The sequence below is a fragment of the Pandoraea pneumonica genome (assembly GCF_902459645.1).
Taxonomy (GTDB): Bacteria; Pseudomonadota; Gammaproteobacteria; order Burkholderiales; family Burkholderiaceae; genus Pandoraea; species Pandoraea pneumonica.
The window spans coordinates 207,032-229,132 of the sequence record NZ_CABPSK010000001.1; the positions used below are offsets into that span (position 1 = coordinate 207,032).

Annotated in this window: 16 protein-coding genes; 9 read left to right on the forward strand and 7 right to left on the reverse strand. The window is 53.7% G+C overall.

Annotated features, from left to right (window positions below; all coding sequences use genetic code 11):
* Positions 1-32: 32 nt before the first annotated feature.
* A complete protein-coding gene (locus PPN31114_RS00930) occupies positions 33-653 on the reverse strand; it encodes a histidine phosphatase family protein (protein ID WP_150677633.1) in 621 nt (206 codons plus the stop codon).
* 713 nt (positions 654-1,366) lie between these two features.
* On the opposite strand from PPN31114_RS00930, the gene PPN31114_RS00935 reads away from it, so the two are divergent.
* Positions 1,367-2,737, forward strand: a complete 1,371-nt coding sequence (locus PPN31114_RS00935) for a DUF1254 domain-containing protein (protein WP_150677634.1) — start codon at positions 1,367-1,369, stop codon at positions 2,735-2,737.
* Positions 2,738-4,720: 1,983 nt separating this feature from the next.
* Here PPN31114_RS00935 and PPN31114_RS00940 read toward each other — a convergent pair.
* A complete protein-coding gene (locus tag PPN31114_RS00940) occupies positions 4,721-5,056 on the reverse strand; it encodes a helix-turn-helix domain-containing protein (protein ID WP_150677635.1) in 336 nt (111 codons plus the stop codon).
* 365 nt (positions 5,057-5,421) lie between these two features.
* Here PPN31114_RS00940 and PPN31114_RS00945 point away from each other — a divergent pair, with 365 nt between their 5' ends.
* Positions 5,422-6,258, forward strand: a complete 837-nt coding sequence (locus tag PPN31114_RS00945) for a hypothetical protein (protein WP_150677636.1) — start codon at positions 5,422-5,424, stop codon at positions 6,256-6,258.
* A gap of 1,139 nt (positions 6,259-7,397) precedes the next feature.
* Positions 7,398-8,666, forward strand: a complete 1,269-nt coding sequence (locus PPN31114_RS00950) for a hypothetical protein (protein WP_150677637.1) — start codon at positions 7,398-7,400, stop codon at positions 8,664-8,666.
* A gap of 322 nt (positions 8,667-8,988) precedes the next feature.
* On the opposite strand, the gene PPN31114_RS00955 is transcribed toward PPN31114_RS00950, so the two are convergent.
* Together PPN31114_RS00955 and PPN31114_RS00960 are read right to left on the reverse strand one after the other, a co-directional pair.
* Entirely contained in the window at positions 8,989-9,309 is a 321-nt protein-coding gene (locus tag PPN31114_RS00955; protein ID WP_150677638.1) for a hypothetical protein, read from the reverse strand.
* Positions 9,310-9,370: 61 nt separating this feature from the next.
* Positions 9,371-10,318: a toll/interleukin-1 receptor domain-containing protein gene (locus PPN31114_RS00960; RefSeq protein WP_150677639.1), complete on the reverse strand. Its 948-nt coding sequence runs from the start codon at positions 10,316-10,318 to the stop codon at positions 9,371-9,373.
* A gap of 1,207 nt (positions 10,319-11,525) precedes the next feature.
* Between PPN31114_RS00960 and PPN31114_RS00965 the strand changes: the two genes are divergently transcribed.
* Positions 11,526-12,512, forward strand: a complete 987-nt coding sequence (locus PPN31114_RS00965) for a phosphatase PAP2 family protein (protein WP_174987525.1) — start codon at positions 11,526-11,528, stop codon at positions 12,510-12,512.
* Between the two features lie 187 nt (positions 12,513-12,699).
* Here PPN31114_RS00965 and PPN31114_RS00970 read toward each other — a convergent pair whose 3' ends face one another.
* Positions 12,700-12,855 (reverse strand): transposase, encoded by a 156-nt coding sequence (locus PPN31114_RS00970; protein WP_150677641.1) that lies wholly within the window; start codon positions 12,853-12,855, stop codon positions 12,700-12,702.
* A gap of 760 nt (positions 12,856-13,615) precedes the next feature.
* Here PPN31114_RS00970 and PPN31114_RS00975 point away from each other — a divergent pair.
* The 5 genes from PPN31114_RS00975 (at position 13,616) to PPN31114_RS00995 (ending at position 19,412) form a co-directional block, all read left to right on the forward strand.
* On the forward strand, positions 13,616-14,455 hold the full coding sequence (locus tag PPN31114_RS00975; RefSeq protein ID WP_150677642.1) for a HamA C-terminal domain-containing protein: 840 nt from the start codon (positions 13,616-13,618) through the stop codon (positions 14,453-14,455).
* On the forward strand, positions 14,446-16,563 hold the full coding sequence (locus PPN31114_RS00980; protein ID WP_150677643.1) for a DEAD/DEAH box helicase: 2,118 nt from the start codon (positions 14,446-14,448) through the stop codon (positions 16,561-16,563). The genes PPN31114_RS00975 and PPN31114_RS00980 overlap by 10 nt, the downstream gene beginning before the upstream one ends.
* 546 nt (positions 16,564-17,109) lie before the next feature.
* Positions 17,110-18,102, forward strand: a complete 993-nt coding sequence (locus PPN31114_RS00985) for a hypothetical protein (RefSeq protein ID WP_246182353.1) — start codon at positions 17,110-17,112, stop codon at positions 18,100-18,102.
* Positions 18,103-18,299: 197 nt separating this feature from the next.
* Positions 18,300-18,980, forward strand: coding sequence for a hypothetical protein (locus PPN31114_RS00990; RefSeq protein ID WP_150677644.1), 681 nt, complete (start codon positions 18,300-18,302; stop codon positions 18,978-18,980).
* Between the two features lie 162 nt (positions 18,981-19,142).
* Positions 19,143-19,412, forward strand: a complete 270-nt coding sequence (locus PPN31114_RS00995) for a hypothetical protein (protein WP_150677645.1) — start codon at positions 19,143-19,145, stop codon at positions 19,410-19,412.
* Positions 19,413-19,773: 361 nt separating this feature from the next.
* Here PPN31114_RS00995 and PPN31114_RS01000 read toward each other — a convergent pair whose 3' ends face one another.
* Positions 19,774-20,016 carry a helix-turn-helix domain-containing protein gene (locus PPN31114_RS01000; RefSeq protein WP_174987528.1) on the reverse strand — a complete coding sequence of 81 codons (243 nt, stop codon included), beginning with the start codon at positions 20,014-20,016 and terminating at the stop codon, positions 19,774-19,776.
* 215 nt (positions 20,017-20,231) lie between these two features.
* Entirely contained in the window at positions 20,232-22,037 is a 1,806-nt protein-coding gene (locus PPN31114_RS01005) for a retron Ec67 family RNA-directed DNA polymerase/endonuclease (protein WP_150677647.1), read from the reverse strand.
* Between the last annotated feature and the right edge of the window lie 64 nt (positions 22,038-22,101).

Consider the following 22,101-nt stretch of genomic DNA (forward strand, 5'->3'; position numbering starts at 1 on the left):
CTAGCACTAAGCGCAAGGAACGTAATCTCTCCTTACGCCTCTTCAAGGTGGGCAGTATCGTTTACACGAAGGACGTGGACGCCGGCGGGTCCAACTTCAAACTCATTGATTGCGCAAGGTGATTGGGCTACTCGCCAATAAGACGAAAGTGGTTGGTCAAGTAGTTGCATCAGAAGAGCCCTATTTACACTGTCATGCCCGACTAGAACGATAGGGCGCTGTTCGGCGGCGTGCTTCTCGAGGATGTAACGCAACGCGTCGGCGGTCCGCTGCACTAGGTCCTGAAGTGACTCTCCCCCCGGAAAACGCACGAGGTGCGGATGAGTTAGCCACGTCTCGAATTGCTCCGGCCACTTTTGTTTTGCCTCGTTGTGTGTGAGCCATTGCCAGTTGCCATAGTCGAGGTCGTTCAAATACTCGAGGGTGGCGCTCGCTGCATTGCTTGCATTCGCGATGAACTCGCCCGTATCAACGCAGCGAGACATTGGGCTGGTGTAGACAAATGCGGGACGCGAGTGCTTTAGAAGTCTCGCCGCGAGCCTCGACGCCTGCATCTTGCCGGTAGAAGTGAGAGGTATGTCGACTCGACCTCGAAAACGTACGGGGTCTATACCTTCCACATGCCCATGCCGCACCAATAGAAGTCGTGGCATACAGGTATTCCTTGATTGGCGAGCTCGCAACAGACGCGCAACTCCGATGGAGTCTGCGGAGCAATCAGTTCTATCTAGGATAGTACTGCATTGGCCAATTGGGGGAGGCGGACCCTTTCGTCGAGGAAGTCCTGCATCACAAGAAAAAGGGCCTTTTATTGATTTCTTCGATGTTGAGCGTCTGGTCGTGATGCATGGGGGCACACCTTCGAAGCCAGCGTGTTGCGGACATCGAGCGGGGTCTGTTTCACCTCATGCAGTCTGGCCGGGCGCAGTGTTGCCAATATCGTTGCCGAGGCCTAATTGGCGCTCCTCTAAGCCTCAGTTACCCGAGACGTTACGAGGGACCATTGGACTGACGGAACGTATTGAACATGGCGTCGCGCCATCCCACCTGGAATTTGCAAATATCTGAGTTGAACATGAGAGCGCCTTCGATAGATAGAAGGACGTAGATCTGCGTTGGTGTCGGACGAAGCCACTACAGCCTCGGAGATAGGCGCGGCATAGCTGGCAACCGAATAGATAATGGAGGAGCGCGTCAGGCCTCACTGAGAGTCGTTGACGCGGAACGACTCCGAATTTAGGATCGGGAAGCTCATCAAAACGATGGTGTCGCCAAGATGGGGAGGACTACTGTGGACCTTTCAATATTTGACGCACGCAAGTTTGGGTCAATATGCAAGAAGCCCAAGCGTTTCACGTTCGCACTCATGATCGTCATGTTGTTCGTAGGACGGTCGGCGTGTGCTGGGACGCTTACCGAGCAGGAGGCACGGTCGATAGCGAAGGAGGCGGTGGTCTACGGCTTCCCGATGGTTGATAGCTATCGAATTCAATATGCCTATTTTGTCGATAAACATAACCCTGAGTACAAGGGTGCGTGGAACGAGGTGCATGGCAGCGCTCGCGTTTTCACTCCTGAGGATCGAGCCGTTCAAACGCCAAACTCGGATACGCCGTACTCAATGCTTGGTGCCGATCTGCGCAGCGAACCGTTGGTGTTGACGGTGCCGGCAGTTGATAAAAAGAGGTACTACTCGCTTCAGTTCATCGACCTGTACACACACAACTTTGCGTACGTGGGTAGTCGCGCCACTGGCAATGGGCCGGGGCGATATCTTCTTGTCGGTCCGAACTGGAAAGGTTCAAAGCCCACTGGCATCAACGAAGTCATCCGCTCAGAAACTGAGCTGGCATTGGTTGTATATCGGACGCAACTGATCAATCCTGCGGACCTGGAGAATGTGAAGCACGTCCAGGCTGGCTACCACGCCCAACCGCTCTCGCAGTTCTTGAACAAGCAATCACCGAATGCTCCAAAGGCCATAGAGTTCATTAAGCCACTCACCCCAGAGGAGGAGCGCACTTCATTAAAGTTCTTCGAGCAACTGAACTTTGTCTTACAGTTCGCTCCTGCTGTCCCGTCCGAAAAGAAGCTGCGCTCGCGTTTTCAGAAGATTGGGCTCGGCGTGAAAGGGGGATTCGATCCGAATGCCCAGTCGCCGGAAATCCAAGAAGCCATGAAGCAAGGAATGGCTGATGCCTGGGAAGAGTTTGAGGCGTTCAAACGCAACCAGATCGATACGGGAAAGTTCTCTAGCGCCGATTGCTTTGGAACGCGGGCGGCACTCAATAACAACTATATGGCGCGAATGGCAGGCGCGGTGCTCGGTATCTACGGGAACTCTAAGGCAGAAGCACTGTATCCGTTGTACTTTGCCGACGCGTCGCAGCGAAAGCTCAATGGGCAGCATCGCTACACGTTGCATTTTTCCTCGGAGCAGCTCCCGCCCGTCAATGCATTTTGGTCACTAACGGTCTACGAATTGCCTCAGAGTTTGCTGTATGCGAACGCTTTGAATAGATACTTGATCAACTCGCCGATGCTCCCCGACTTGAAGCGGGACCAAGATGGAGGTCTCACGATCTACCTACAGAATGAGTCGCCGGGTCCTGACAAGGAATCAAACTGGCTGCCGGTTCCTAAAGGCCCGTTCTCCGCCGTGCTGCGCCTTTATTGGCCGAAAGAAGCCGCGATTAGTGGAGCGTGGACTGCACCGCAGATTCAGAGAGTTGACTAGCATTACGGGCGCCGGGCCGAGAATTTAATCCTGGCCTGCGCTTACGCTCACCCTCAAGAGAGCAGCCCCGAGATTCCGGTCAGATGGGAGTATGGAATACGCGCCTTTTGGCGTCGCCGTCGGATCAGCTCACTTCAACGGTGGTGTTCGTTCGCTAAAACGACCGCTTGAAATATCAGCTCGAAAATATTCCCATCAACGTCCTTATGTGCGGACGAGAATCAGCGGCATAACTTCGGGGGAACGATCATGTTGGTGACGGTCAGAACGATACTAGGCGCTCTAGTCCCAATCGGTGTCGTAGTCGGTGCGGCTGGCTACTTCATGCCCTCTCACGGCTCGCGCGACGACGAGGATCACAACGTGCGAACAACGCTCATCGCTGGCGCAACGTCGGTTACGGTGCTGGCGATCCTCATTTTGTTTGGGTCGCACGTTCGCTGAGAGAGGCAGGAGGCCGTTTGAACCAATACGAACCACTAGCCTGGATAGCACTATCCGTCCTTGGGTCCTAAGTGGCGAGACGCCAATGCAGGGGAGGCTACAATCTATACGTCCCAGTCGCTGCCGAGCAGGAACGTCGATGTCCGGACACGCTATTCGCAGTTTTTTATCGCTATATGCGTACTGGTGACGGTCGGAAGCGTTTTCACAACACATTAGGTGCCGCACTCTGGCGGACGTCACGCCCGTCGGCGGCGAGTGAGGTACTCGTGATTTCACTGTTCGACGTTCATCGGGGGTGCGATATCAGAATCACCATTGGTGCTCATTGTTCGGCGTGGGTCATCACAATAGATGTTTGGCCCCGGGACGGTGTCGAACTCGTTGTACCTTTCGGACGTCGGAGAATGAGTGTGCCGAAAGAGGAGGCATTGCAAATTGTCGTCGGAGAGCTTCTTAGAGAGGTCAGGCTAGCGATTGATTACGACATAGTCGGGCGCTGATTGCAGTCGCGTTGCCATCGAAGCAGAAGCCTCAGCGTTTATCTCATTCCTATTAAGTCGCGAAAGGTGCTTCGTCTACTAGGTGATGCGATTGGCGGGCCGCGTGTCGAGACGGGAGAACGGCTCTCGAAATACTTCAAAGAGTTTTCATTTCGAGCCGGAGATTCAGCGGTTAGTCGACAGTACGATGCACGTCTACAGCGCAATCGCACGCTCTGCATGACGACAAGCCGTGCCTCTATAATGGGATTGCTTTCGAGTTCAGCTGTGACTTGGAAAACATAAACGCAATCGAAAAAAGGCGACGGATGGTTGGCGTCTCTCCAGGGGCACAGACGTCAATTGCAATTCCAGTTAGACGATCGAGAACTAAGCTTGAGGCCTTACGTCTGGAAAAAAAAGGTCCGGCTCAAACGCGCGGACCGGAAGCACTCCGATGAGGCCGTACGGAGCGGAAAATCCGACCTCCTGCTCAGGAGGGGGAGCGGGCAAGGCCGGAAGCCCGAGAATACATTGACACGATGCTGTAGAAGAACTCCAAACGAGCGACTGAATCGTATCGTCCACAGTTGTCGCCTTGCTAAATGAGGGGCATGCGTTCGGCGATTCCTGTCGCGCAGGTCCTGCCACACGCAGGTGGTCGTAACAACGAAGCTGCTCATGTGCGTAGACAAGGGCTGCCGCTTTCGCCGTGGAACGGTGTGCAGAAAGCTCGTGGCGGATTTTGATCGTTGGGATGAGCAGGCGCGGTGCGCCGAGAATGGGAAGTTCTACGAACGCTAAAAGATGCTTCGTTAATGTTTCCAGTCCTCAGTGAACAATGGGGGGGTATTCCCCTGCGTGCGAGCGGAGTCCAACGCGTCGTCCCGCCTGGAGCATCTTGAGGAATTGGCGTAACGACGAAAGGGAACAATCGGTTTAACTAACAAAAGCGACAGTCCGATGTAAGGGCGGTCGCTTTTTGCTATGGGGCCCACGATTCAAGCGGAATTGTACGTGTCTTCGTGGGACAGCCTGCAGAAGGGGGGGTAGATGCTCAGCCGCTATGGTCGTCGGCTTGCTCTGCTTCTATCAGCGCTCGTACTGTCCGTCGCTTGGCCTTGGGTAAGCGACCCCAGAGAAGAACAATCTCAGCGAGGCCGTCGTCCTCACAATAGAAATACGCGGTCGGGATATTTAGTGCGTCTGCCAGTTTTACTGCTATACCAAATGGCGGTTCGTGAACCCCCGTTTCGTACCGGCTTATCCGGGCACTGGCAGTCCCCTCATCCAACCCGATACGAACCCCGAGCAAATCTTGCGGAATATCCATTCGCCGTCGAGCTTCTCTGAGCCGACGTCCGAAGATGGTCGCGGGTTGCTGGGTAGTCATCCTACGATACTCGTAGAATTACCTTGCTCAATCTCTACGTAATTCGTAGAATTCGGCGAAACTCAAATGCTTGTTCTTCCTGAGAGCTTCGATGCCGTCGTGGTCACGTGCCGTCCCTCTGCATTCGCGCGTTCTGGAGCTGCTGTGTTCTCACATGCCTTTCCCTGGCTGCAAGGTGTGATGAACTTCAGCGGGCGCGCCGCTCAACCCAACGCAAGGATCTGGAAACAATGATGATGAGATTGACAGCCGCCTCACTTACCACAGTGCTCCTACTGCAAGCTTGCGCAACGGTATCGAAGGGGCAACCCCAGAAAGCGACGCAGGAGCTTGCTGATTCGCTGAGTGTGTATCCGGATAACAGAGTGGCCTACATCTATCAGAGTGGAATAATTTCCCCGAGGCATGTGTGGTTGACTGAAAACCAAGTATTGGCGATCAAGTTCCGGAATCGACTTATCAATACGAAGGACATTTCGTCGATTAACGCGTTTTCGCCGACGAGCGACCGCATGTACATGGCAGTGACGGTCCAACTCAGGTCGGGGGAGACGCTGACGGAGACCTACCTGAAGCGGGATGCGTACGAGAATGCGGGCCCGCAATGGGTTGCCTGCACGTTGAATAAGGTGTGTGCAGACCTTGTTCGCGCCGGCGTTTATGGCGTCCCGGATCGTTTTCCCGGGATGCCGCCATTCCTGGCGAACGTGAGCGAGAGCGAGGCAGAGCAGGCCGGGACTAACCGGGCGTCGAAGGACGCAGCGACCATCGCGGAAAACATGGTGGTCTCACGAGGCTTGAGTGGGGCGATTCCCAACTTCGCAATGAAGTACAACATCAAGTTTGGCGAGATTCGGGAAATCTCGAACCTTGAACCGTTGGTCAGACGGGCAACCAGAGCGTATGCTTCATCGCCAACTTCAGCAGCAAGGTGGCAACAGGAACACGAAGCTCAGGATGCGAATCGGAGGAGGGCGCTTATGCAATACGCAACCACCAAGCTACGCCAGTCTCCTTCGGTTGGTGCAGGAACTAACTGCGGGCCGATCTTTGAGATTCGACTTCCTAAGGTGGGAGTGATAACGGTCGCCGGGCCGAAATTCATCGCCCTTGCTGACCTTTACGCACCGGGCGTTGCCTGTTATATCGTTAGCGGGAAGTACGATAGCGTTCGGACAAAAATGGCCGTCGAAAGCCAATAGGTCGCCGCCAGGAGCAACGGGCTTCCAACATGAAGCCGTCACTACAGGCTCGTCGTTCCATTTCGGGAGTACGAGCGTAGATTGCCCACCGCGGCGGAATTACGTTTGCATGGCAGCGTCGAGGGTGCTTCGCGATTGCGTAAACCACTCCATGTCCGCTGTCTGTTGCTACGATTGTGCAACTCGCTAGCAATCAGCTTGTCGCGGATGATGTGGTGTTTTCTGTGTTTGCGAGTCGGGAGACTCCGCGGAATCCTTGGGGTTTAGCGCTCGTCAGTGAAAGACTTGGGCGGACGATCTGTTCAGCCCTTTTAAGCAATCAGTTCCTAAAGTTCTCGCGGAGTTGGCCAATCTATAAGAATATTTATGGAATCGGATTCTTAGTTATGCTTAGGATACTTCTTGCCGCTATCGCTGTGTTTACTGGTCTTGTTTTCGCCGTACGCGTTGTTCCTCACGATGAGTATTTAGGTGCGATTAGCCTTTTCCTAGCGGGCGTACTCGTAGCGTCAGCGATCATAATCGGTCCAGACTTGGTGCGTGACTATCGTTGGACGCTGGGTACGGCAGTTTTCACAGTCATTGGTATTCAGTCTGTATTGACGGAAACCCATGGATTCGACTTGGAGAGGCAAACACTCCAAACGGAAATCGCATTTGTTCTCGCGGAACAACTTACGCTACCAGGAAACCCTTGGCAGCTGTCGCAGGAGGATGCTCAACTTGCGCGAAGTACTATGAATGAATGCATGGTGCAAGGAGCGCGGGACCTGATGCAAAGCACAGTGGCATCAGGTAAGGCCATTCATTTTGGACCGGGCGCGACGTTGGGCGACGCAATGATCCAGGCTCTCGACGGCAACACTCCGGAGGAGCGTTGCTTGTCTGGTTTCGCGACTCTCCACCGGGTACGACCGCTCATGTTCACAAATGTCATCCAAGGCCATCAAGCGTGGCTAGAGAGGAATGGCATTTTTTCAGGTGGATGAGCTGGCTTTGGACTAGCAGCGCTGTAGGGTGGCTTCGAAAGTTGATCCAGGTACAACCAGTTCACGATTTCAAGCTGCCCGACTTAGGCGGAGAGATCGGCGAGACTCGTGAGTAGCCCGACGATTCAATATTTTGGATTGAGATGCACTATGTCTTCGCTAGAAATTTACTCAGATACCAAATTCGTCGGCACCCTTGCGGACCAGCGAGGCAGGCAGCTGAGCATTGAGTTCTTTGTGCGGATTGACAATGCTGGGGAGCTTCACCTGAGGTTTGAATCCATTTCAGAACCGGGTATTGCATTTGAACTAGTCGCGCACAATTTTGGCGCGGATGACCTGACGTTGTACCTGCACCTTATGGGGACATCCGACACCGGAGAGTTTTCAAGCCCCGATTTCTACTTGACCGGTAAGCGTTCGGACGGGGCTCGTTCTAATCCGATGCTTACATTGGCGGGGCGCTGTATGTCCGCGAGAATCACGCGAAAGAGCGAAAGGTCGGAGTTGCGCCCAGCGGCGGTGGCCTTCTATACGAACGGATTCAAGACGTTCACCGCGCTCAGAACTGAGAATGAGCATGAAAAGTTAAGGATGTTTGGTCACCAGTTCGGGGAAAAGCATGATCCGCCGACTGCCGGTCAAGTGGTTCTTGTTAGCAAATTGGAGGTCCCGTCCGAGGGGTGGTTCGATGGGGCTGTAAATTCGCTTCGACATGTCGCGCGCGTGATGTCGCTTGCCCTAGATGTATACATTGAACCTCGCGTTATTCTTGAGCAGTATCCTGATGTCGACGTGTTCAGTGTCGACGCGTTTGGCCCTTCGCCCCAGCCGCACGTAGCGCCATTCAGTTTTGTGCAGCTGCCCAGCATATTCGAACATGCATTTGCAATGACACGCGATGAACGCAGCGCGTTTGAGTCGTATGACTTGCCCATCCGGTGGTTGGTCGCCCCCAGCCACTACGACGAGGCGCGGCACATCGGAGCCATGACCGCTCTGGAGGCTATTCTTTCTCGCGTTAGCGGGGGAGTCTTGCTTGGTAAGGCAGCGTTTGCGCGACTTAGAAGAAAGCTCGCCGCGGTAATCAACGAGGAGGGGCTTTCAGACAGTTTGGTTGATTCGATGTGCCGAAAACTCCCAGAGTTGAATCGCCAAGCGCTGGGTGACAAGCTCAAAATCTACCTGATGGAACATGACGTACGCGTAGACGACTTCCCCATGGACGTGTTCGGAAGCATCATCCCCGCGCGAAATGAGGTTGTACACAGCGGTATTGGCAGAGATAGACATGAGGACATCACCCCATACATGTACGTTGCACGTGCGCTGGTAACGCGGATGATCCTCCGTGCAGCAAACTACCGCGGCCCGCTTCGGTGGCCCAATGGTGACGGATTTACTCAAGTGAACTTATGACCATTACGTCAGGGACTCGAGGAATTGACTCTCACGGTAGTCGTGAGAAGCTCCCCCAGGGACGAAAGGTATCGCGTGGGATTTCGACTTGAAGGGTACGCGCCGGGGCAGATTGGCTCGCAGGCGCTCAAGTAGGGCGGACTGGCCTAAGTGACCATTTAAAGCGGGTGGGGCGCGTGCAAACTCTAGACCGGCCAACCTTTGGTAGACATCTTCGCGCGATTTGCCACAATCCCGGCATTAGCTTGCGTTCGCTACTTTGACGCTTGGCGGGTTTGCTGCCGCCTCGCGGCTTACAACGGTTTGCGTCGAAGGTGCCACGTCAACTACGAAGCGCGACATTGAGGAACTCCTGCCAATGTTGCAAGGCATGAGGTAGCGTCGGGGCAACGCTGTCACGATTCAGATGGTCTCCTCGCCAATGGCCACATTTGCGCTCCCATAGCTCTAGCAGCGAAGCAGCATCCTTCTTCTCATTTTCAGTCGCGCCAGGAACCGAAGGGACTGCAAGCAAGATAGCAAGCGCCTGAGGGTCTCCAAACGGGCGAAAATTGGTTGCCACTTGTGTTTGAAAACCACCTCCGCACTGCGGGTGCTCTATGGCGATTCGCGCGCTTTGCAGTGCGCTTGAGATTTCCGACATGAGAAGCCTCCTGGGTCAAAGCATTGAAACTGCAATCGACTTTCCGCGACCAAGTGCGTCACTATTGGATTCGCTCCATTAGTGTGGCCCAAAGATACTCGGCTGCCCCAGACTCGGAGAGCTGACTTTCCGCGGTGCCGGACATGCTCATCATGGGTTTGAGGAATAGCTTCTGGCTGTCCGCCCCGACCGTGAGTGCCTCATTGAAGCTATTCGAGTAAGCCGAGATGTTGTTGGAGTATCGAATTTCGGCATGCCCTCGGCCATATCCACCTAGGGAAATGGCGCACTGAGTCACGCACTTTCCCTCCTTGTATATGCTCGCAGTGAAGCTGCGTGAGTCGATTCGCTCAAATCGGCCTTTGAAATCGGGATGACGCTCCTGCAGTGCTGATAGCGAGCCTTCAAAGAAGGCTGCCATAAAATTGAACGCATCAGCGATGTAGGTATCCCTCTCCAGTTCTGAAAAGTCTTTCCGTACGCGCAAGTTACTGGAGCGCGGAGTGGTCTCCGCCGGACGGATTCGGACCTCGTTTGCTGCGGAGGGCTTAGAGTGCATTGACCGTTTGAGCCCAGTGCTTTCAAGGCTTTTTCGGATTGCCTTTGCGATGTCGGTAAATGCCTCATCCCGGTTTGGCCACGACGTCACCGGTCGTGCATCTTTAGGTAGCGCTAGCATGTCAGCAAAGGGGGCCGTTTGCCAGTCACACTGGCGCAGAATCACGGCAATTGTGCGGGCTTCCCCGTTACGGCTACGCTCGAGCGCGCGGCTCATCTCCTTGGAGTAGCAATATGCCGAGTTGATAAAGTCGGCACTCACCAGAAGCAGAATAACGTCGGCTCCTTCCAACTGCTCAGAGATGCTGTTGTCGATGTTGTCTCCGGCAACAATCCTCCGGTCATGCCAAGTTTCAATAAGTCCATTGCGCTTCAACATCGACAGATGTACTTCGAGTTGATCTCGAAGATCTTCATCAGCGTGACAGTATGAGAAAAACAAAGAAGCCATTGTCAGTCCTGGAGTCGGCAAGAGTTTAAGTGGCACTCGCTAAGTTTGAACATTAGCATGAAGCCTGACTCGCACGACGGACAACGCTACTTGCTCCCACATTTCGAAATCGCCGCTCGCATTCGCGAGGATCATCTAACGGCAGAGGAACGATGTAATCCCTTACGCGGTTTCCCGATTCTAGTGTGGACCCGGGATTGGTCGAGTTTCGACGTGCGTATCGACGGGAACGTCTAGGTCAAATGTTCAAACACATGGCGACGACGGTTGGTGACGCGAACGAAGGACGATCGTCCGCTTCCCCTGAACATCAGGCACACCTGCCTGCACGCGACCGATTGAAAATGGTTTGGCCGATGGCTCACGCCTGTTTCTCGTGGAGGATTCCGGGGGCTCCGCGCGAAGTTGGCTCGGCTCCTGTCGCTTGGTGGTCTGCGATTGCCGTGCAAGCCTCGGATCGGCCGATCCAGGAGGTAAAGCAGGTGTTGCTTCCAGGCATTGCGTTGACACTGCTTATGGAATCCTGAATCCATTGCGGCAAACTTGACCGGTCGAGCACGCGAGGCCGCATAGACCTGCTTGAAGGTCCCAACGTCCGAGTATGCCCCTGGGGTGCTTGGTCGTGTTAGCCGCGATCATGAGCTTGCATTGGGAATTAATGCCTCGGTCATCGCAATGCTGGTGGGCGCTGCACTGAACTACTTCATTCCCGAGCAGGCAACTTTCCATTGAGCGAGGACGTATGTGGGGCGGCTCAAGGAGTCGATAATAGGCCGGCTACTGCTGGCCGGGCTACGTCTGATTCGCAATGGGCATGCAACGGCCGCGAACGGCGACGATACACATCAGCGTTTCGACCAAATGCGCCACTTTGGAAATTTGCGGACATCAATAGCGAAGCATGCCCACTGTGAAATTACCGACGATGAGCACCGGCCGAAGACTTGGTCCATTAATCAGGGCGCTCGCAACGGCGCCGGTGGTGCGGTGCCGGAGTCCAGTACTCACTGCGAGATATGAGACAAATTCCCTCGCCATCAAATTGGCGCGTGCATGCCTCGTTGCGAAGGCGAGAGTTTCCAGAGCGACGGAGTGCAATGCCCTACCTCGTTGTCAAAAAAATCGAGTAACATCCGACAGAAAAATACCCCCATTGTCGCATTCGATATGCTCTCCATGCCGAAGTCTCGGGAAAACGGGAGTCGAAATGTCGGAAAAAGCTGGCCGCATCTACGCCTTCACATGGCTCGTAAACACTGCCTTGGCTCTTGCTGATTGGACTTGGTCAAATCAGATAGGATTGCAGATTGATGGCAGCTACCTTGAGTGGGTAGCTCTGCGTTGTCTTATCAGTCTGGGCATCGCTGCCGCGCTGCGTGCCGCGGCGAATTCTCCTTGGTGCGCGCGGACGACTCGAGCGGTGCTCTACCGCAGCGCTTCCGCGGGAATCATGTGGATTGCTACGCTGGCCGTTTTCGCTAGCCTCGCCCTGATATTCCAATATCTCACTGTCACTCTTTCGTTTCCCGAAATTGCGTCCACCTTAGTGGCCGCTGATTCGCGTCTGGGGTTCGACTGGCCGGCTGCCTATTACTGGGTGAAGGCGCGACCGTGGTTGGATGCAATATTCTCAATGGCTTACCAGTCGGGGATATTCCAGCTCGCGTTGATCCCATTCATACTTATCGTCACCAATAACGTTCGCTATTACGCAGAATTCGTTATTCAGTTCATTGTTGCTTCTGCATTTGTAATATTCATTGCTACGCCTTTCCCCGCTGAGAGTGCATACGTCCATTTTAATATTCGTGACCTAGGGACTGCTTCAACGGTAGCCGACTTTTGGTTATTCAGAAGCGGTCGGTTCCACGAGCTTACGCTTCAATCAATGCAGGGGTTGGTCTCGCTCCCATCCTTCCACACGGTATTGGCCGTGTTGTTCGCGTACGCTGTACGTCACGTGAGAAGGGTTTTCCCTATATTTATTTTGCTAAATATTGTAATGATCGCGTCTACGCCGACTCATGGTGGGCATTACATTTGGGATGTTATCGCGGGGCTGGCGATCGCTGTGGCGGCCGTGTGGAGTAGCCACAGATTAATGAAAGCATTCGGCGGCGAAATTCAATTTCGTGATCGGCATGCGGTCAAGGTGGGCGTGCTGCCAGCTGTGCGGACAACTGACCTAAATTAAGTGGTTGGGTCGTAATTGTCGCCGAGCATATAGTATGGTGCCTGAACCACCTTGCTTAAAAAATTCGACAATCGCATTGTTTTCGTAGCGGCATCTGAATTCCCATCTTCCTCGACGAGCGATGCGCGCCCAGCTCTTGGATACGCTGCTGCTCTTGGGGGGCTTCGCTCTGAAGGGTAACGCCTCGTCACTTAAGCTGAAGCTGCTCAACCCATCGGCGCAGAACCGACTCGGCAACGCCGAGGGAGCGGCATGCATCCATGTGGCTATTGCTCTGTTCAAGAACCAGTGTGGCAGCATTGCGTTTGAACTCAGGGGGAAATGAAGGACGTTGTTTGGTCATCAAACACTATTTTCATGGCCAGCATTCTCGCCTAAATGAGTGTCTGGAGGGAACAGAACACTACCCCCCCACCTCTCCCCCTGTGATTTTCGAATCCGGGGCATCCTGTCTGGTGCCGCGATTCGGTATTGGCAGCCGTTTATCGGAATTTCTTCGGCTGCTGAGAGGGGGCGGCGGTATCGCCCCCGTGCTTGGAGGCCAAGGCCTGGACCCGCTCCTCGAGCGTCAGTCTTTTCGTTGGAAGCGGTTGAGGGAACAAGAGCAGGAGATTTCTCGCTTGTCCAATCGCCTTCAGGGCTCGCACGAAGGTTTCAAGTGAGCCATCTCCGTGGGACTCAAAGCGCTTGTAGGTCCTCAATGCTATCCCTGCGGATGCGGCGAACGATTTTTGGGACATCCTCGCCGTTCGACGCTCGCGGCGAATTCGAGAAGCTAGATATGTACGTATATCGCTCTCGCCAGCCTGCCGCAGATATTCAAGCTCTTGTTCGGGCGTCATTGTGGATAAATATAGGCCATATTTGGCACCAAACGTTGTGGATAACTATATATCCGAATCGAATTTGTGAAAAGTGCCGATATACTTTGCATAACTGATGAAGCGTTCGCCACACTTTTCCGACCACAATAAAGAACTTGCGTGGACAGCGGACATCAGCAACGCATAGCATTTCGACCAAGAGCACCGCGCCGCCTCTGAGGTCAACCGAGCGGAAGTCACAAATCAAGAAAGTGCGCCAATATCTTTGACGGACACGTAATGACGGGGGCTTTTTTTAACGTTGTTGTTGATGACATTGACCGAAAGCCGGCACTGACTGGCATCTGTGCAGGATATGAGCAGGGCTCGTGGAGGGTGCAACAGCTTGCCACCGTGTTATTCCGCTCTCTTCCGGACTTTTGTCTTCGTCACTCAGAATGCAGGGACATTTCGGTCGACAACGCGATGCAACTGATTTCCTCGGCGGCAAAAACGATGTATCAGACTGAGAAATTCAAGAGTCGGGGGGAGTTTGGAGAGCTGATTCTGCACGTCGTACTCAAGCAACTCTTCAACACACTGCCAGCGATATCGAAAATATTTTTCAAAGATTCCGTAAATAACACCGTGAAGGGCTTCGATGCCATACACGTGGTTCCCACAGCAACCGGCTTGCAGTTGTGGCTTGGCGAAGTCAAGTTCTATACGGATATTTCCAAGGCAGTCGACGACGTTTGTAAAGAGCTTGATGTTCACTTCTCTCGAGAGTACTTGCGCAACGAGTTTCTTCTCATCAACCGAAAAATAGACGACACATGGCCGCATGCGGAGCGCCTTAGAGCGCTGACTGCGGAGACCACGTCGTTAGACACGGTATTCGAGACGGTCTGCGTCCCCGTACTTCTCACATATGAAAGCTCGACGACAGCGAAGCACGCCGCACTAAGCGAACAATACAAAGCAGAAATGCTCATTGAACTAGAGAAGCATTATTCCCGCTTTGTCAGCAAGAACCGCCTTACGACAGTGACTATCCGGCTAATCCTCTTCCCGCTTCGGGCAAAAGCCCTGTTGGTTGATGAGCTCCACCGAAAACTGGGGGCTGCACAATGCCTCTGACCGTCGAGAGCCTTCGCAAACGCATCCAGTCGCTGGGCGACAATTCCGCCGGCGGAACCTTTGACCTTCTACGCGATATCGCCACTTACATAAATCGTGTCCGAGATACGTCTTCCGCACCGACGGCTCAAGAACTGGTGGTACGCCTGCTCGATGCCCGTACTCGCCTCGTGGGTTACGAAGACATTTTGATCGAGTTCATTCGTGACGCGGGCCTCTTTCCTTATCTCGAACCCGCGAAGCTTAGCCTGAGTGACACACTCGCTTATGAAGCTCACCGCCCAGGTGCCAACGCAAGGACAACAGTATTCCACCGGATGCAGGCAAAGGTGTTCCATACGCTTATGACCGGCCGAAGCGTTGTGCTTAGCGCTCCAACGAGCTTTGGAAAGAGTCTTATCGTTGATGCCATCGTCGAGTCGAACAAGCACACAAACATCGTAATCGTGGTGCCCACACTTGCGCTTCTCGACGAAGTCCGCCGAAGGCTCGCTCGGTTCTCACATTTGTACAAAATCATTACTCACTCGTCACAGACACCGGGTGTTCGCAATATTTTTGTCCATACGCAAGAGCGCGTGCTTGAGAATAAGAACATCCAAAATGTGGACTTCTTCGTCATTGATGAATTTTACAAACTGAACCCGAAGCAGGACGTTGAGCGTGCTCAAACCCTGAATCTGGCGTTTTACAAGTTGGCACAACAAGCTAAGCAGTTCTATATGCTCGGACCAAACATCGAGGGCATACCGTTAGCGTTCGAAAATCGCTTCGATTGCGTCTTCGAAAGAACCGATTTCAACACCGTTGCGTCCGAGGTTCATCGCATAAACGCTGATGACGATGTCGAGCACGCATTGCAGTTGTGCGCTTCCCTCCGAGAACCTACGCTGATTTATGTTCGATCGCCAGCACGAGCCAAGCAATTTTCTGCTCGCCTTGCGCAGGTGCTTGGACCACTAAATAACGGATTCGGCGCAATCCACGCAGCTGACTGGGTGAGAGGTAACTATCACCCGGAATGGTCGTTCGCCACAGCACTCGACCGGGGCATTGGGATTCACCACGGACGATTGCCACGAGCTCTGGCGCAAATGGTCGTTCGCGAATTCAACCAAGGCACGCTGAAATACCTTGTTTGCACATCAACGCTAATCGAAGGAGTCAACACGCGCGCGAAGAACGTGATCATTCTTGACAACAAAATTGCCTCGAAGAAATTTGACTACTTCACGTTTGCGAACATTCGTGGCAGGTCTGGGAGAATGTTCCAGCACTATATTGGAAACGTCTATTTGTATCACGAGCCACCGCAGCAAGAGCTGCCGCTCGTCGACATTCCAATCATCACGCAGACGGAAGATGCGAGCGATGCACTCCTCATCCACATTGAGCCCAGCGAGCTCACCGAAGCGTCACGCGAACGCGTTGCTCGATATTTAGAGAGCCCGCTCCTTGACATCGAATTGTTGAAGCAAAATGCCGGGATATCGCCAGAAGCTCAGTTAGCTGTTGCGCAAGCGATAGTTCGAGATTTGTCCACTTCCCACACTATGCTTGGCTGGAGAGGGTATCCGGAATGGGAACAGTTCAAATGGACCTGCGAGCTCATTTGGGAGCACTTTACGGACAGGCGCCGACGGAGTGGCGCGAGTAGTGGAGCTCAGTTGGCGTTCTTGCTTTGGAAAGTACTCGCCGCCAAATCATTTCAAGACGTTGTCGCGGTATTCCGCACGGATGGCATCCACATTGAGGATGCAATAGATTTGGCCCTAGACTTCCAGCGCCAATGGTCGGAGTTCAGGGCGCCGAATCTGCTTTCTGCGCTAAACCGAATTCAGCAACATATCTTTCGCCGCTTCAACCTGACGCCAGGCAACTATGATGCCTACATCGCGCACATAGAGAACTTGGGGAGGAGCCCCGTCGTAAACGCTCTCGATGAATATGGGCTACCGGTTCAAATCGGGGAGGTAATCTGGAGAGCGACCGGCGTTCCCGATTCGCTCGATGATGCGTTGTCTCGATTGCGACAACTTGACTTATCTACAGTCAAGTTGTCACCGTTCGAGTTTGCCCTTGTTCAAACAGTTCAGGCGACCCTGTAGGGCCTTGATGACTGCCTGAGCTCAACTTACTTGCCCCGGCAAACCAGCCATCGCACAGAATTCCCCGTCGTAATGAGGCCGGTTGCCTCCTCGTTATGAACCTAGCACCGATGTTGGGGCATCTGACGTGATGCTCTCGTAGCATCAGATGTTCACTAGGAAAAGTTCAATGATTCCAGGCAGGATAGCCGATAAGTTGGGCAATCGGTACGAGGCGAAGTGGTTAGTTCTCAAGCTGATAGGCCTAGTACTCGGGCAAGCTCCCATGCTTCGCTTCGAAGGAGCGGACCAGACATCATATTGCTTACCGGTGGCGCCGACGTCTACGCCGATTTTAGTAGCGCGACGATTATTGGATATGAGGAGGCGATTCCGTGGCTGGTATCCGGGAGGTCGCAATGAGTTGGCGACACCGAAGCCGACTCAATTGGTAGGCGCAGTTGAGCGCGTTTTGTGGCTCGCTGAGGCCGCAGTCAAGGATGCATCGTGGCGTAAGCCTGGTAGATAGATAAGCAACGCGGCGATTCTGGCGTGCGCGAAACAGGGATGTCAAAGAATATGACGTACTACGCAATCATTGAGCAGCGCTGCATCCAAAAAGACGGCAGTCAATCGGAAATCTATGAAAAAAATGTCGCCGAGCATGTTTGTGTTTTCAAGGGAATGTATCGTCTTGGTGAGGAGTTCGATAAGTGTGTTGAGGAAGCTTGTGCGGCGTTGTCTAAGGTCGCCAAGGATTTGCCGAAAGTCCTGGTGATAAGCGCTCACGGCCACAAGCTTTCTGGCGACCTCGAGATACCCGGGCGGATAGTCGATGGAGACGAAGTGTCGATCTCCCTTTTGCGCCATGCTAACGCGTTTCAATCTATCCCGGACCAGACCGTAGTTCATTTGAGCTCGTGCTTCGGGGCATACCCGAATGCGATCACAATTCAACGAGCACGGCATAGCGCTCCGCCAATCATTGGACCGCTTGTCAACATCAACTTCGATGATGCCACGGCTCTTCACACGGCTCTGCTGAATTACGTCAATGGGCGAGGGATTGGGGACGCTCAATTGCGCGCGTTCGTGGACCATCAACAACAAGCGCTTTCGATCCACGATCCTTACTGTGGACGCTATGTCATTGGACTTATTGACAGCACCGGAGCTCAACATCCGCAAGGCGCGGTCGGGGGACAACTGGCGGCGGAAGTTGAAACTTCTCGTATTATCTTTGTGGTAGATAGCGTCGACTATTCGACCTTGTCGGTGGAAATAGACTCGGGGAGCGGACGCGCCACGAATCGCGCTACGTATAGTCCTCCAGGCGATGTCGCGAAGGGGTTCTGGTTGGCTGTTCCGTCTGGAGGAAAGCATACGCGGCTACGCGTCCCTCTCAGGGCTTTGGCCGGGTTCATCGAAGGTGAAGGGTACGAAGCGATGCGAGGCAGGAAATTCTCTGCTCTGTATCAAGTCGCCGGCATCTACAGTGGTGACGTCTGGGCCGAGTTGCTCGAAGTGAGAGAGATCGGCAACAGTACAAACAACTCGTAGATCTCTGGATCAAAATCGAAGAGCTCCACGAGTTGGCAAACTTCCCCGGCATAGAGAAGAATCCGCGGCACCTCGAAGTTTGCAGACGGCGAGCCACTGACCTTGGAGAGCTCCAAATATGGCTAGGAAAAAGAGTTCGCGGTGTCGATGTCGGCGCGCAGCTTTGTTAACGAATCAGCAGGAGAAATGAAGGAATCATGAATCTAAGACTGACCGAGGCCGTAGCGTTCGAAAAGTTCGCGATGCGTTCAACCGTGCCGTTGTTTTTGAATTGGGATGGACGGGGAGTCGCTTTGGTCGGGACGGGAACCCTCTTTGAAATAGCGGGCCGGTTTTTCATCGTCACCGCGCTCCATATTTTCGCTGGCTTCGCAGAGGCGCATTTTCAAGAGCTCGCCTTTTCCGACGATCCGATTGACGGAAACCTGCATACGTTTGGCAGCACGACGATCGCGAAAAGCGTGCCGGATCATCACGACGTAGCCGTCGTCGAACTCTTGGACCAGACCACCATAGGGAAACTCAGGACTGGTTGGCGGTTTCTCACACTCGACAATGTTGGGTTGCCGACTTCGACCCTTCGTGACGGGGCGCTTCTTCTCGCTGGCTACCCGCGCTCAGACCATTCGCCTGAAGATGGGTGGGTAGCTAATGGGAAGGTCCGTGGCCGCTTCGTCAGTGCGTACAGCCAGCGAATCCCGACCATCCCCGCTAACGCTGACCAGCCCGCTGATCTCGGTATTGATATTTTCTGCGACTATGGACGGACGGCCACCACGTTGGACGTGGCGCGACATTGCCACACCGCCACTGCCGGGAGCCAGCGGGGCATCTGTGTGGGAATTCAACGAGTCGACGGACGGGATTTGGACGCCTGAATCGTCCGCTCGCGTGGTCGCTGTCCAGTCGACCTACCTCGAAGGCCAATACTTTCGTGCGAAAAGCTGGCGTGTCGTCGCAGAGGTGATGCGGCTTATAGACGCCGAACTGGCAGAAGCAATCAACGTTACCCTTAGGGTCTAAGTCGCAAGGAAAAGAGCATGAGTAACTATTGGGTTGTCATGTCCGGTGGCGGCGGTTCCGACACATTCATCTACAACGCTGGGTACGGCAGCTTGGAGATCCGGGAGGTCACGTCCCTTGGTGGGCAGGCTGTTTTGAAGTTTGGTTTTGGCATCACTCTATCGTCGTTGCGAGACACCTCGAACGGGGACTATCTCACCATCACGGACGGAATTGTCGGCGACAGAATCAGTGATGGCTCATGCCAAAGCGAAGGTGCGGAAGGGGCGTTCTGTACCGTACAGTGACCGACCGCGTACGTTGGTGATTCTGGGTCTCGGTCAATCGAAGCCAACTACACATAGCAGTTAGCGGGAGATGCGCTCCTGCGAGGGGAGGCACACCTATCCCCTTGAGAGGCAGCTGCGCGCCGGAGTGGTAGGGGGCCGATTATCGAGATCACAAAGATTAGGGAGGCGTGTCGGGGGCAAAATCTGCGCGACTTTACTGGGGATTTTCGGGAGTGTTTTCGCAGAAATACTGCGTACGGCAAGCTGGGCTACTATGAACGGCAAGTAAAACTACTACGGACGGCAAGTGAGTGGTGATGTATGTCACCAAATTTGCCAAAATCCACAGCTGCATCACCCGGGGCCCTTTCCCGTCGGCTCACTCTTCGTCTGACGCAGCAGAGTGGTAAGCCTCTATCCCGATTTGCTGGCCGGCTTGATATGCCAGCACCGAGTCGGTTCTCACAAGCCGGTTGCTCCCAGTTATATGGTGTAGTTTGAGCTTGCCTTGGTCGATGAGCTTGGCGACGTGCGTCTGGGAGACGAACAGCATCTTCGCTGCGTCCGCGATGGACATGAATTCGTCGTCCTCTCGACTCGACTTCTTCTTACCTTTCGACATCGTGGTGTCCTTGGTGGCCAATACACGATTTGAGCCTAGACTAAGCCACCTACAAAGACAATCGAGTAAGCGGAACCCGTGAGCTGCGGCTACGTATCGGGCAGGCAATCGTAGTTCATGCGGCATTGAGCCGTAGGGTCAGACGTAGTCGCGGATTATGCGGCTCCAATTGACGTGGCCTCGTATCTCGGTTGCTGTCGTCAACTGTCGATGATTCAGGCCGCGGCAGCTGCTAGACGCGCGGCATAGTCGTCCATTGCGCTCACAATGTTCGCTAGGAGAGGGTGGAAGCCAGCCCAATCTAGCTCTTTGGCTTGCTTCGCGACAAATTCGTAAGCGAAATCAGCCTTGCCCACCGACGTAGTCGAACTAGACTCTGATGAGAAGTCGAAGGGCTTCCCGTTAAGGCCCTTCGCGATGTCCACTTGTGAAAAGAGGTCCTCGATGCTTCGTTCTTTGGCGTTGCCTAGAGGAACCGGCACGATGTATAGGTTGGCGAACAGGTGGACGAAGGACTCGTCTCCAGTAATTGTTAACTTCAACGTGTCTTTGACCACCTTGAAGACTGTTTTGCCACCACTATCGTTGTCAACAATGAAAATGACCGGTTGCTTGCCCCCAGGTGACTTGAACTTCGCCAGTTCGCCATGATAGGCACGAATCAGGTTTCCTAAATTTGCCCCGCCGCCGCTACCGCCCCCCAAAATGGTGATGGTGGAGTAGTTGGGGAGATGCACCATCTTCTTTTTCTTGTGTTTTCGTGCGTACTTTAGTAGTTGAAAGGACAGCACGTCTTCCTTTTCGACATTTTTCTTTACCAGGCTAGGGAAGAGATTTTTGCTTTGATGTACCGCATTGCTGATATACACACCATCCGTCTTTCCCTCACACACTATCAGCGGTACGGTGTTCGCATAAAAGCGGGTGTATATGAGGAAACGCCGATAGATGGCCAAATTGCCTGTGGGCTTCTTTTCGTTAGCTTGCTGCCCTGGATAGTTGTATGGATGCCTTTTGATATCTGTACGAAAAACGCTGTCAACGGAATGGATAAAACCCAACATTCCATGAAGCTTCGCCGGCGTTCCTTCTTCCTCGAACGTCTGTAGTTTGCCATGCACGTCAGGGACTTGGCGTTTGACTGTGTATTTGCCGTTCTTGACAAGGGACGCCACGTAAGCCCGCACGAGATACCTATACTCGGTGCTGACGTTTACCTTCTTGTTCACGACGAGTCCCGTGACCTGTTGTCTGGAGTCTCGATATTGCATTCGGGTTTTCTTCTCGTTGATTGAGAAGCCGCTTCGCAAAATCAGTCGCTGGAGTTCTGCTCCGACGTGCCAGCTGTGTTCTTTGGAGTCATCACGATACGCAATCGCCGCGGGAAATACTTCCTTGTTCGTAGAAAACGTGAGGTCGTCGGCGTATCTCGTGTAAGTGCAACCGTGCATCTGGGCTAGCTTGGAAAGGTGCGCATCCAAGATTCCGGCAATCATGTTGGATATGACCGGTGAGCACGGGCTGCCTTGGGGAAGCACCCCATCTCGGCAGGCTATATGGGCGATGGTCGTGGCTACTTTCGCATCAAACGCAAAATATCTATCGTTGATGAGGAATCCTCGGATTCTCTGCCCCGAGATGCTCGGAAAGAAATCCTTGAGGTCAAGATTGAACACGTATCGCCTGTTGCGGTGTGCAGCAGCATTCGTGAGAATGCTTTTTCCCGGACGGAAGCCATGAGAAGCTTTATTAGTTCTCTTGGTCAGCGCGGCAATATCCACGAGACATTGTTCCAGCGCAGCAGCAAGTTTGCGTTGTAACGACTTTAACTCGGATGTGGGAGCACAAATATCCCGGCTGCCTCCGCTACTCTTGGGAATCGAAAATACGTTATACCTTTCAGGATCTTTCTTGACGTAGAGAAGGTACGTCAGGTCTTGGTGCTTGATGTCAAGAAGCATCGCGAGCTCTGCACGCGATTTGGCGCCTTGGAACCACTCAAGTGTATTTTTCGGAAGCATTTAGATAGAGAGCCCCGTAGACACTCCAACGCGTATTGGCTCCTGCTCCACATGGCGCCAATCA